The sequence below is a fragment of the candidate division KSB1 bacterium genome, assembly GCA_034505495.1.
In the GTDB taxonomy this organism is placed as follows: domain Bacteria; phylum Zhuqueibacterota; class Zhuqueibacteria; order Residuimicrobiales; family Krinioviventaceae; genus Fontimicrobium_A.
Genome location: JAPDQV010000040.1, coordinates 1 through 12,258 on the forward strand (window position 1 = coordinate 1; position 12,258 = coordinate 12,258).

Below are 12,258 nucleotides of genomic sequence, written 5' to 3' on the forward strand. Positions count from 1 at the left end.
GCTTGCGTTTTTATTGTGATTTATCGATATTCGAAAAAAGGAAAGAAAGCCATGAGTAGTACAGATTTGTCGGAAAAGGATCGCCGTATCGGCGTCGTGGCGATCATCGTCGAAGATCCCGAAGCCGCTTATCATCAGCTCAATGCCATCCTGCACGATTATTCTCACATCATTATAGGCCGGATGGGATTGCCCTATCGCGAGCGAAAATTGTCTATTATTTCTCTGATCGTCGACGGCAACACCGATCAAGTCGGGGCACTGACCGGACGGATCGGCCAACTTCCAAGCGTTACCGTCAAAGCCGCCTTTGCAAAGAACCGTTGACCGGTTCCATGCGCCGATACATGACGAATTCGTATCCCGAAAACCGCTTCCTTTCGACGATCCTCCACTCCCGAAAGTCGATCTGCGGGAAAAAAGCGTCGCCTGCCCATTCACCGTCGATCCATGAAATGTAAAGCCGATCCGCGTAGGGCAGGGCTTGACGATAAACCGAGGCGCCGCCGGCAATAAAAGCGCGCTCACCTGCTGCCGCTGCCGCGGCAAAAGCATCCGCTAAAGAGGCAACGACTACGGCGTTTTCATAGTTGCGGCGCGAACGGCTCAGGATTATGTTCACCGCGCTCGGCGGCGGGCTGCTGAACAATTCAAAAGTCCTTCTTCCCCAAATGACCGTTTCACCGCGAATCGTTGCCAGAAACCGCTGATATTCCTCCGGCAATTTCCACGGCAAGCCGTTGCCCGCACCGATGACGCCGTTGCGGGCGACCGCCGCGATAATGATTTTTTCAAGTTCCACCATATGGCAATTAGTTCCAGCTCAGTTCGCCGCGAATCACGCTGCCGCGCGGCACGGTTTGCGCAAGGCCGGAGCGGTTGACGACCGTCGCGTCGTCTTCGACGCTCACGTCGGCCTGCCAATAGACATCACCCTCCACCGTCAACTGACGGCAGTTGCGCAGCGAGGGAACGCCTTCCGGAAAACGCTTTTCAAAATCATAATAAAATTTATAGAAACGGGGATCCAATGCCGCCCGAATTTCCGGATACCGGCGCTGCGGATGAGTAACTAGGGTATAGTTTTCAAGAAGCTGATAATAGTCTGACCGTACTATAAGAAGATCGTTGGTATCTTTGACCGGAATAAACCGGCTGCGCGGCACGCGAATCGCCTGCGCCCGCGGAAAAACGGATACGGCTGCTCCCATCGCCGTTTCGAGCTGGATGACCTCGGGCGTAGAGGGATCGCGCGGATCGAGATTTTTGCGGTTGGCAATCAGAGGCAAGGTAAAGAGATAATCGTTTTTTTCCAGCTGCGTCTGAAGACTTTTCAAGTTCAGCCAAAGGTTATTGGTATTGAAGAAACGGTGCCGCCGGATGTCGCGGAAATGCGCCAAGTCCGCTTCGGGGCATTGGGCGATCTCGCGCAGTACCAATTTGCCGTTTTTGAGCGCCAAGTGACCGCCTTTGCGGTCTGCAGGCGTCCGCTCCGCAGTTTCCATCAAAAAGTCGAGCTCGTTTCGAATAAAGTATCCCAAAATGCCCGCATGCAGTACGGCGCCTAAATTGTCGGCGTTCGAAATAAAGGCATATTTGTAGCCCTGTTCAAGAAGCCGCCGCAAAATGCCGCTCGAGGCAAAGGCGATGTAAAAATCCCCATGGCCCGGCGGACACCACTCCAGTTCTTCCCGTTCCGGACATGAAGCCGGCATAGCATCCGCCGCATTGATTTTGGGCACGCGATTCTGCTCGAAAGCCAGGACCGGATTGGCAGGCTTTTGAGCAGCCAGCGCCGCAAGCGTCTCCCGATGGGTAACAAACGAGTTCATGAGCACAAGCGGCAGACCGAGCGAACGTACCTGGGCGAGGATGATCTCGAGAAAGGTGTGTCCGTCCTTGGCAATGAGCAGCGATTTGGCGCGGTCGAGTCCCATACCGGTGCCCAACCCGCCGTTCAGCTTGACGATCACCGTTTCAGCAATATGCTCGGCGCCGAGCCGCACCGTTTCGGTATCGATGGTTTCAGCATCGGGCAGCGAATCGAGCGGCTGCAGGCTGTCTTCCGGCAGCCAATCAACCTCACCGGCCAAAAAGCGGGCAAAATTGCTGCGGAAATTGCGCACGATCGTCTCGTCGGCGCCGATGCGGCGAAATTTTTCGAGATAAGGTTGAAAGCGTTGTTCGAAGGAAATCTCCAATCCGGTTGGTTGCGGTCTGTTCATCATGCCGGAAGTGTCTCCCAGTTGAGTGCAAGCATCGTCAATTACGGCAAAACCCTTCTTTTGGAAATTTTTCTTCCAGTCCCTCACCCCGAAAAAAGCTTGAATCGCAGCGCGCAAAGGATGCCGATCTATAGGCTGTCTTTAGAATGGATCACAACCCGGTCTCCAGCGCATCTCAAAACAGCTAATTCACCGACTCGCCCAATACGCCCTTTTTCATCTCTTCCCATTCGTCGATCGTCTTTGGCCAATCTTTCCGCAGGAGACGCGCCAGGGAGCGGTCGGATAACAGGCGGCCTCCGGTTTGGCAGCGGGGGCAGTAATTGGTCTCGTTGTCCGCAAACCGAATGCGAGCGATTGACGTACCGCAGGAAGGACAAGGCAGACCTGTTTTACCATGGACAGCCATCTCGGGTCGAAAAGCCGTCACCTTTTCGGGAAAGCGATGTTCGGCTTCGCGGCACAACCTTTCCGTCCATTCAGCCAGGACCTTTCGTGCGGCGTGATAAAGCCGCTCGATCTGTTCGGGCGTCAACCGACGCGACAAAGCCGTCGGTGAAAGTCCGGCGGCATGCAGAATCTCATCCGAATAGGCATTGCCGATGCCGTCGAAAAGACTAGGATCGGTTAAGGCCCGTTTTAGAGTATGATTCTCGATCGTCAGTCGCTCACGGAATTCGTTCAAACCTGCCTGCAGCACATCGAGTCCGCCGCGCTCGAACGCCGCCAAAGCCTCTCTTCCTTTGATCAGATGCATGGCGGCGCGCTTTTTCGAGCCGGCTTCGGTAATCAGCAACGTACCGTCGGCAAAATCGAGGGCCGCCAAATCGACCTTGCGGGAAAGCGCGGCGCCTTTGGGCCGCCAATGCAGTCTGCCGGCAATCATTAAATGAATGACCAGAAACATCTCATCTGCAAAGAGGATGACGATTCTTTTCCCCATGCGCTCAAAGCCGATGATCTTTCGACCAATGTACTCCTGCGGCCGCGGCCAAGTGGTACGCAAAAAGAAAGGCGAGGCGATCCGCAGGTTTTCCAAGATCTGCCCCTGCAGTCGAAATCTGAGCGCGGCAAGATAGGCCATAATGTCGGGATATTCCGGTATATCGGCCTCCGATTTCTTTCGTCTCAAATTTGTCAAAAGCACGGTATAAAGTCAATCACTATTTCGAGCGCATTCGGCAGCGGAACGGCGTTAAACGATGATGCCGGTTTCATCACGCCTTTTTGCAATAAAAAAGGCAGGTCGAACAGCCTGCCTTTTTCTTGAAAAAGCCGTGGAGTAGAACTAGAAACTGCCGAGAACCGCAAAAGCGCTCTTTTTCGGCCGCTAGCGCAACAGCGTCATCTTGATGATTTGCGTGCTCTCTTCACAAGTCAGCCGCGCGAAATAGACGCCTGCCGCTGCCTCTCGGCCGTACTCATCTCTTCCATCCCACGCAAAGCGATGCTCGCCGCTCGGCAACAGCCGGCTGCAGAGGCGCCGTGTAAGCCTTCCGTTCAAGTCGACGACCTCCAGCCGAATCTCCTGCGGCGCAGAAAGCATCACGGGAATAACCGTTGATGAGTTAAAGGGATTGGGATAGTTATTCTGCAGCGCAAAGAGATGCGGAGTATCAGTCTCGCGGCGGACCTGCGTCGTCTGCCGATAATGGACGGCAACGACGGCGTCCAGATCGAAATCGCCGTTCCAAAGCCCTTCCTGCTTGAGATCGCCGAGATCGGTGATCTTGACATACTTGGCCCATTTCAATCCGACATCAGCCAAATCGAACGAATCACCTCCGGATTTGTCCGGATCGAGGAAATGGTAGGCATCCTTGGTCGGAGTGACGCCGGCCAAGCCCTTCCAGGTATCCAGGTCATAAGGGAAAGTGTGAAAATTGACGCCGTCTTGACTGACGGCAACGATTCCAGCTTCGATGAACGGTTGGCCGTCAAACAGCGAAATAAAGGCATTTTCAAACACCGTGAAATCAGGGCCCGGCTCGTCGATAATGATGTTATCGACAAATTCCAGGACGATTTCACCGCCGTGGCCCAAACTGAGAACCTCCTGCGGCCGATTGCTGGGACTATATTCATTCAGTCCCGGCGTTTGATCCGGCGGGCCGAGGACGTTATCGGGAAAATATTGCGCGCCGCGTCCCGCGCCGACTCCGGGTGTGAACGAAACGACCGCATCGGCCCAGGGAGTGATCTCCCAAATGCGCTCGACGATGCAGGCCGCCTGGCAGCCGTTTCCGACCACCGGAGAAGTCCATTCGATGCTGCCGGTAACGGCGTTCAGCTTTTGCACAAAGCCGTCGCCGCCCCACTGGCTCATGAAGGGAATCCACAGGCAGTTTTCACGGCCGTCGTACAGCAGGCGGCTGACATTGGGTCCGATCGCAATCGGCGAATTTGCGCCGCGTTCAACGGTGCCGGTCAGAGCATTATAAGAGTATAAAAATCCATTGACCCCGTCTCCCCAGGCCACGGCGTAGCCTTTGCCCTGCGGCGTAATCTCCAAATCGCCCGGCGAGCCGCCGATGTCGATCGTATCCACCACGGCCGGTATATTCCAATTGGGGCCGGTGTACAGATCGACGACGGCAATTTTACCGCCGAGGGCAGCATAGTCGCCGGTGCAAAGCACGTGGATCCGACCGTCCGGCGCCAAGGCGGCATCCTGCGGGTTCGTCGGCGTTTCGAGAATGTGGACGATCTGATCGGTTCGCGTATCGATCATCACCAAGTTGCCGGTTTCGAACGGCATGCCCCAACCGGCGTAACCGGTAACGCACACAAAAGCATAATCATCGACCACCAGAATGCCCTCGGGTCCCTTGCCGACCGCAAGATTGCCGATAAGGGTTCCTTTTTCAAGATCTACAATCGATATGCTGTTATCCACCCAATTGCTTACATAGGCTTTGTTCCTGCCGACGATCGCCGCCGCCCAAGGATTGGCATTGGGCTTTAACAAAATGGTCTTGACCACCTGATTGCGCCGCGGATCAACGATCTGCAGCGAGCTGCTGCCGGAATTGACGACATAGAGCAAGTTGTTGCAGCTGAAAATGTAATTGGGGATTTGTCCGGTTTTGACGACGTCGCGACGGACCTCTCCGGTTTCGAGATTGAGCATCGAGAGGGTTTCTGCCGAGCCGTTGATCACGTAAAGTGACCGAGGTACGTCCGCAGCGATGAGAAGGGACGAAAACAGAATGAGCAAAGTAAAAACTGTGCGCATGAGAAATCCTTTCCAATTTTGTCAAGATGAATCAGCGATTGAGGACAAGTCCCGCTCGGATCTCGCGGCCCGGCAAAGGCATGTCGCGCACCAGTTCATATCGGGCATTCAACACATTGAATGCGCCGAGGCTCACTTCGGTTTTGACCCATTTGACATTCGGCTTGAAGCGAAGCGTCAGGTCGGCTGTGCAGTAAGGCGGCAGAGACTTGGTGTTGGCTTCGTTGATGAAGCGTTTGCCGGCGCCCCGCACCTGCAGTCCGATTTGCCACGAACCGAAGCGAAAAGCAACATCTGCACGCAACGTCTCCTTTGCCCGATAAGGCAGCAGACGGTTGTAGAGGGTGATATTGCGGTTTTTATTGAGGGGTTGCTGAGCCGTATAAAAAAGATTCACCTGAAGAGCAGCGCCGCTGAAGGAGAGCCGGCTCTCCCAGCCCGAAAGCTCGGCATCCGTATTGAAAGGCCGAAAGAATTCAAAGCTGCCCAATCGCCAGACGATCATGTCGTCGATGCGATTGCGGTAGCGCCGCAGCTCCAGACTCCAATTCCCCGCAAAACGAAAGTCTATGCCGACGGCAAGCTCAGCAAAGCGGCTTTTCTCCGGCAAAAGATCGGCCTGGCCCTGCACCCGAAAGTCCTGGTAGAAAAGATCCGCGAACGTCGGCATGCGAAAGTCGCGGCCGACGGCTCCGTGCAGCCGCAGCCTTTGCAAGGTCCCCCAGGCAAGGCCGCCGGAGATTTGCGGTATCAACCGGCGCTCGATTCGTTCTCCGTTGCGGTGCTGCATTTGTGCGGCCTCGTAACGAAGCGACGGATCGAGCTGCAGAGTGAGGGCCTTTAGGTGCCGGCTCCATTGCGGGGCGGCATAGATGCACAGGGATTGCGCTGTGGTTCTGCCGATCGGGGCCGAAAAACTGCGCAGATTCCGGTCTGCAAAAGCCGTACGGTTCATTTGCGCCCCAAGGCGTCGGCGGTCGCGGCCGCGCCACTCGGCTTCGAGCTGTGCCTGCAGCATCTGCAGTTTGTTTTCGAACGCAAACTGCGGCACCGGCCCGAACGGCAACGCCGCGTTGTTCGGCATTTCGTTGCGCGAAAGCGTCCGGCTCTCCATGGCTGAGACCTGCAGGTTGAGCGTTGCGCTCATGACTTTGCCGCTGCCGTGCAAAACAACAGCCGAGCGCTCACTCTGCGAGCGGGCATAAGGCGTCGGGTAAAAAACGCTCCCCGGTTGGCCGCGCTCCGAGACGAAGCGGTGTCCTTTCAGACTCAAGCTGCCGTCATTGCGGCGGCCTGTAATCTGGCCGAACAGGTTTGCAGAAGAGAAATCGGCGTTGATCCGCTCCGCTTTGACGAGCTGCCGATCATCCAATCGGTAGCGGTAGTCGAAATTGCCGCGCGAATCCATCATCTGACCGGCGGCGGTCAATTCGATCCCCTTCCACGATCCGCTCATCAGCGGTTCGGCGCGACGGAATCCGAAAGAACCGGTCTGCAGGTCGAATTGCAGTCGCGCTTCAGGCCTCTGCAGCGTCGTCAGCCGAATCACGCCGCCGACCGCGCCCACGCCGTAACCTGCGCCGTTATGAATGATCTCGATCCGCTCCAGGAGATTGAGCGGCACCTGGGACAGGTCGGCTTCGCCGGTCAGCTCGTCATTCAGTTTCAGACCGTCGAGCAGAACGAGCACCTGATTGGCATTGCTGCCGCGAATCGAAACCGTTTCCCGTGCACCGGCTCCGCCGCTGCGGTGCACCTCCAAACCGGCAGCTCTGCTCAACAACTCGCCGAGCGTTGCAGCCTGGGCACGGCGAATGTCAGCGCGCGTCAGCACGACGGTCTCAGACAGCGCCGCTGATTCCCGCTCACCCTCCACCCACAGCTCAGGAAGCTCCAATATTCGACGTTTGAGTCTGATCGTCAAGACGGCCGGCATGTCCGTGCGGACGGTTGTTTCCGCTTCGGCAGGCGCGTAGCCCATAAAGGTAACGCGAAGGCGGTAGCTGCCGGTAAAGAGGTTCTCGAAAAAGAATCTGCCGTATCCGTCTGCGGCTGAACCCAGCGCCGTGCCGACGATCTGCACATTGGCGCCGCTCAACGGCTCACCGGTCTCCGCGTCGACCACAATCCCCTCGATCTTTACAATCGACTGCGCAGACCCTGACGCCGGAAACAGTGAGACGACCAGGAGAAAAACGGCCGAGAGCGGCAATAGGATAGAACGAACGAAAGCCGCGATCGGGGCGATAAAAAAAAGCCCCAACCGTCGCACGACAGATTGGGGCGTCTGTTTTTCCAGTGACATGCTCACCTCTCCCGCGAAGGTTGCGTAGCCGCAGATTTCGGCAGGTCTCCTGGCTTACCCGAGCTCGACCACCTTCCCATTCCGAAGAACAGTGGCATACTTGGCCGAGCCTTTTTAGACCGCAAGCGCGGAATCGGGCTCACAGTAGCGGGGCTGCACCGGATTTGCACCGGTTTCCCTATTCAGTGTTGGAACCGAAATCCGTTGATCCAATTGGGACAAGAAAAGATAAAAAAAGCGGCAATGAATTGCAATGCCTTTTTGTCGAATCGCGTCAAACGCTCAATCAACAAAGTGCCAGACAAAACCCCAGCGCAGCCAAAGACGCGGCATCGGCGAGCCGGCAACCGCTTCCACATTCGCATCGATGAAATTCTCATAGGCAAAAAAGACGTCGGCACTGCGAAAGTGAAGCAGAGCGTGAAAATAAGGATAAATTGACGGTGAAAGCGTGCGGTAGACGGATGAGTACTCGGCATACCAGGGTTCGGAGGCTCGGCGTGGTCCGAACAGATAGCCGCCCAGCCTCAATCGCAAATCCAAATCGCCTTTGAAAGCGATGATGTGCGTCTGAACAAATCCCTGCAGTTGCCAATCGGGGCGATTCGCTGGCTTAAGGCCGGTCAATTGGCGATACCCTTCGGCCTTGAGAAAGATCATCTGCCGATAAAAGGCGTACCGGCCCAGCAGGTTGAAATGAATTGAGCGGGCGCGCGGTAGATTGGCAAAACCGACGTGCCGACCGTCATAAAGGGCGCCGATCGGGGAGCGACTTTGTCGGACGGCCATCAAACCGGCGAGAAAGAGGCGCGCAAAGTGCTTTTCCACAGTTGCCGCTGCCTGATCGTGGAGCGCAGGACGAAGGTTTTCATTTCCCCACGAAAACAGTCCCTGTGCGTACCGTTCCTGCAGCGACGGATGTTCTGCCTGCCTGCCGGTCCACAGCGCCGCCCGCAGCGTCGAATCGGGCGACCACAGGAAAAGATGCAACTGCGGAAGCCCGATCGGCTCGTTCTTTTCCGCTTTTTCGGCGGCGAAACGCAGGCCTGCCTCAGCCCTGCCGAAGGTATAAGAGGCGGCCAAATAGGCTGCTCCCCGACGATCGAAATGTTCACCCCAACGGCTGCCTTTGAGCATCGTATAGCGGCCGGTGATGCCCGCACGCCATTGCAAAGGCCGCCGCCGGGACCGCCATTCGGACGTGTGAAAGAATGCGCGGGCGTCGCGACGATCGTTAAAAAGCGAGCGGCGTGCATCGCGCAGATCGCTGTCCAATATCGTATATTGAAAGACCGTAATCAGCCGATCACGGAACCGGCCGCCGAGGGCATAATCGCTGCGCCTTTCCTTCTGCAGCGGCGAGCGGACATTGGCGAATTCAACAATCGGTTCGGCGAGGGGCAGCTCGACGGAATGCTCATTGAGCAGGGCGGTTCCCTGCAATAACCAATTATTGCCGAGTCTTCTGGAGACTCGGGCGTCTATCTGATGGCCGTCATAAAGCGAATTCGGTCGATGGCCGTTGTAGGCACGCACGGTGCCGGCGAAATCCATCCACAATCTTTCCGAGAATTTAGCGCCCAAACGGGCATCGACGTCGTCATAGCCGTTGCCGCCGGTTCGGTAACCGACCTGCGAGCGGATGGGATTGTCGGCCAAGCTCATCGGCCGTACGATCAGGGCAGAGCCCGCGGGCAGCCAGGCAAACGTCTGCTCCCCGCCTCGATGAACAATCTGCAATCTTCCGATGCTTTCCGTCGGTAAAAAATTAAGATCGGCCTTGTCGGTCAGCGGGTGATTGAGCAAAAGGTCGCCGAACAACAGCGTCGTTTTGCCGTACGGGCTGCCGAACAGGGAAGTGTAAGCAGGCTTGCCTGCGCTCCCGCACTGGAAAAAGCTGCCGCCGTTTAAGTCGTCGACGAGTTCGCCTACGGAAATGTAACGTGAAGCCTCGAGAGCCATGGAATCCAATGACAAGGAATGCAGAAAGAGAATCTCTGGGGTTTTAAAATTAAACGGCTTTTGGAGAGAGGAATCGACTGCCGTGCTATCCGTCTCGATCTGCCCAAAAGCGGCAGCGGCCAGCCCAATCAGCGCGGCATATGTGAGGAAACGGTTAGGCAAATTTTCGCCTCATGAAATCAAGCGCACGGATTTGAGTCAGGGCAGGCGGGATTAGCAAGGCAAAAACGACTGCGTTGCTGCCGAGATGAATAAGGTAAAAGGGCGATCCTTGAAGGAAAAAGGCGGCTGTCTTTTGCCAATCCCCGCCCGCAGCAAAGAGAGCAAAGCTGAGCGTCGTCAATAGGTCGTAAATCAGTGTAAGAAAGAAACCCAGGGCGGCGAATACACCTACCCTAATGGTCGAAGAACGGAACTGCAAACGGCCGAATGTCCCTCCGCACACTCCGATACAGCAAAAGCTGAGCACCTGCGCCGCCAATAGAGTCGGCATAGGTGTGCCGTACGGGTTGAACAGGGAAAAGATCAATTCGCTGACGCCGCCGATAAGCAAACCGTAAGCCGGTCCCATAACAGCCCCGGAAAGAAAAACCATCGCCGTGATGAGTTCGACGTTGGGCACGAATAGAAAAAGATAGCCCGTCACGACGCAAAGCGCCGACAAGACTGCAGCAAGCAGCAGCGGTTGTTTTGATAAAGAAAATCTTCTCATGTAGGTTGTCAATATAGAAAAGAGCGCGGGGATTGTCAAGCAAATTGCCGCCTATGATGATGCAGTGACAACAGTTCTCGACGTCATGATTCAACCGAAGATGATCACTATGGCCGGCAGATTGGAAGAATATTCTAATAATGAGTATCAATATTCAAGAATAATAGGTTGTCAAATACTATAATGCAGCCGACAAAAATAATTTGAAGGAGGTTGCAATGAAATGTTGGTTGCGCTGGTCTGCATTGTTGGCTTCAGCCCTGACCATCTCGGCATCTGCTCAGAATCTCATCCAAAATCCGGGAATGGAAAGCCCTGAAGGCTGGCAAGTGATCTATTATAACCAGGATCAGCAGCCGGGTTATGAATTCAACTACAGAGGGGAAACCCTCAAGTTCGGCTTGGGCGGTAATCTGCATATATTCCTTGACAATTCCGCCAACGGCCAATTGCTGCTGTTTCAGCGAGTCAAATGTATTGCGGGAGAGACTTATCGCGCAACGGCCGCCATCAAGGTGCTCAATTTTGCCGCCGATTACCAACCGGTCGGTCAAGGGCCCTGGTATCAGTTCTACGTGACGACCGAAATGCCGGATCCGAATGCGGGTGATTTTAATCCCGGCGGTGCCAAAATGTTCGACATTTCGGCTTGGGACACGGGTTGCGACATGCTGGATTTTGAACAGTTTCAAGGGCTTTGGGAGGTTGTGCGCTGCAACAGTGAAATTCCGACAGCACCCTATTGGATATGTCCCGGAAACCCCGGCGAAACTGTCGAAGTGACGGTCGGCATAAAGTTCGGCGTTTGGGGTCCCGGACTTGCTTCCTTTGAGCTGTTGGTCGATGAAGTCGGGTTTTATGCTCTCGGCTCTAACGAGCTCATGAGCGGCGACTGCGAAAGCGAAGACGGATGGGAAGTAATTTATTATAACGTCGATGGCCATCCGCAGTATGAATTCGGTTATGCTCCCACCGTTCCTTTTGAATACAGTCTCGGCAAATGCCTCCACATTACCCTCGATAATGTACCGAACGGTCAGTGTCTGCTCTATCAACGCGTCACCTGTATAGGCGGAGAGACTTATCGTGCGACGGGGGTCATCAAAATCCTTGAATATGTCGCTGATTTTGAACCGGTTGGAAAGGGACCATGGTATCAATTCTATGTAACGGAAATCGAACCGGACCCGAACGCCGGAGATTTTAATCCAGGCGGGACGAAAATGTTCGACATATCCGCGTGGGACTCCGGTTGCGACATGCTGGATTTTGAGCAATTTCAAGGAATTTGGGAAGATGTCTGTTGCGTAAATGAAATCGAAACAGCGCCTTATTTTATTGCTCCGGGAGCCCCGGGCGAACCGGTCGAAGTGACGGTCGGCATTAAATTCGGCCATTGGGCGCCGGATCCGGGTTATTACGAAGTACTTGTCGACGAAGTCGGTTTTTATCGCTGGACCGGCAGCAAAGCCGTAGGCGTGCAGAGCCGCCGTCCCTCGCTGCCTGGTGATTTCGCGCTCGACCAAAACTACCCCAATCCGTTCAATCCGTCAACGACGATAGGTTTTTCTTTGCCGACGGCAGGGCATACTATCCTGCAACTCTACAATACGAACGGCGAACTGGTCAAGACGTTGGTCGACAACGTTCTTTCGGCCGGCCGCCACAAAGTCACCTTCAGTGCCGAGGGGCTGCCTTCAGGCATTTACACTTATCGCCTGCAGCAGAACGGCTCGGCGATGACGAAAAAGTGCATCATCGTAAAATAATCCTCTGCGCCTGAATTAACCTCCAGCAGTACCGCCATCCTCCAGGGTAG

The 12,258-nt window shown here is 55.3% G+C and carries 9 protein-coding genes and 1 riboswitch; of the genes, 2 read left to right on the forward strand and 7 right to left on the reverse strand.

Annotated features, from left to right (window positions below; translation table 11 throughout):
• Positions 1–51: 51 nt before the first annotated feature.
• A complete protein-coding gene (locus ONB24_13050; GenBank protein ID MDZ7317041.1) occupies positions 52–327 on the forward strand; it encodes an iron-only hydrogenase system regulator in 276 nt (91 codons plus the stop codon).
• Here the strand turns inward: ONB24_13050 and ONB24_13055 are convergent.
• The 7 genes from ONB24_13055 to ONB24_13085 all read right to left on the reverse strand — a co-directional run bounded on the left by ONB24_13055 (position 299) and on the right by ONB24_13085 (position 10,439).
• On the reverse strand, positions 299–805 hold the full coding sequence (locus ONB24_13055) for a dihydrofolate reductase (GenBank protein ID MDZ7317042.1): 507 nt from the start codon (positions 803–805) through the stop codon (positions 299–301). The two genes, ONB24_13050 and ONB24_13055, sit on opposite strands and share 29 nt — an antisense overlap.
• A 7-nt stretch (positions 806–812) precedes the next feature.
• Positions 813–2,228, reverse strand: coding sequence for a UTP--glucose-1-phosphate uridylyltransferase (locus ONB24_13060; protein MDZ7317043.1), 1,416 nt, complete (start codon positions 2,226–2,228; stop codon positions 813–815).
• 181 nt (positions 2,229–2,409) lie between these two features.
• Complete coding sequence (locus tag ONB24_13065) at positions 2,410–3,357, reverse strand: formamidopyrimidine-DNA glycosylase (protein MDZ7317044.1); 948 nt, start codon at positions 3,355–3,357, stop codon at positions 2,410–2,412.
• 198 nt (positions 3,358–3,555) lie between these two features.
• Entirely contained in the window at positions 3,556–5,460 is a 1,905-nt protein-coding gene (locus tag ONB24_13070) for a hypothetical protein (GenBank protein ID MDZ7317045.1), read from the reverse strand.
• A gap of 31 nt (positions 5,461–5,491) precedes the next feature.
• A complete protein-coding gene (locus ONB24_13075; GenBank protein MDZ7317046.1) occupies positions 5,492–7,765 on the reverse strand; it encodes a TonB-dependent receptor in 2,274 nt (757 codons plus the stop codon).
• A 21-nt stretch (positions 7,766–7,786) separates the two neighbouring features.
• Positions 7,787–7,979: riboswitch (cobalamin riboswitch) on the reverse strand.
• Between the two features lie 68 nt (positions 7,980–8,047).
• Entirely contained in the window at positions 8,048–9,889 is a 1,842-nt protein-coding gene (locus ONB24_13080) for a hypothetical protein (protein MDZ7317047.1), read from the reverse strand.
• Positions 9,882–10,439: an ECF transporter S component gene (locus ONB24_13085; GenBank protein MDZ7317048.1), complete on the reverse strand. Its 558-nt coding sequence runs from the start codon at positions 10,437–10,439 to the stop codon at positions 9,882–9,884. The genes ONB24_13080 and ONB24_13085 overlap by 8 nt, the downstream gene beginning before the upstream one ends.
• Before the next feature lie 218 nt (positions 10,440–10,657).
• Here ONB24_13085 and ONB24_13090 point away from each other — a divergent pair, with 218 nt between their 5' ends.
• Positions 10,658–12,208 carry a T9SS type A sorting domain-containing protein gene (locus tag ONB24_13090; GenBank protein ID MDZ7317049.1) on the forward strand — a complete coding sequence of 517 codons (1,551 nt, stop codon included), beginning with the start codon at positions 10,658–10,660 and terminating at the stop codon, positions 12,206–12,208.
• The last annotated feature ends 50 nt before the right edge of the window (positions 12,209–12,258 follow it).

What these genes read in the sequence shown, in the direction of transcription:
- ONB24_13085 (MDZ7317048.1), bottom strand. Translation starts at nt 10,439, where the DNA reads ATGAGAAGATTTTCTTTATCAAAACAACCGCTGCTGCTTGCTGCAGTC.
- ONB24_13075 (MDZ7317046.1), bottom strand. Translation starts at nt 7,765, where the DNA reads ATGTCACTGGAAAAACAGACGCCCCAATCTGTCGTGCGACGGTTGGGG.
- ONB24_13060 (MDZ7317043.1), bottom strand. Translation starts at nt 2,228, where the DNA reads ATGATGAACAGACCGCAACCAACCGGATTGGAGATTTCCTTCGAACAA.
- ONB24_13070 (MDZ7317045.1), bottom strand. Translation starts at nt 5,460, where the DNA reads ATGCGCACAGTTTTTACTTTGCTCATTCTGTTTTCGTCCCTTCTCATC.
- ONB24_13050 (MDZ7317041.1), top strand. Translation starts at nt 52, where the DNA reads ATGAGTAGTACAGATTTGTCGGAAAAGGATCGCCGTATCGGCGTCGTG.
- ONB24_13090 (MDZ7317049.1), top strand. Translation starts at nt 10,658, where the DNA reads ATGAAATGTTGGTTGCGCTGGTCTGCATTGTTGGCTTCAGCCCTGACC.
- ONB24_13055 (MDZ7317042.1), bottom strand. Translation starts at nt 805, where the DNA reads ATGGTGGAACTTGAAAAAATCATTATCGCGGCGGTCGCCCGCAACGGC.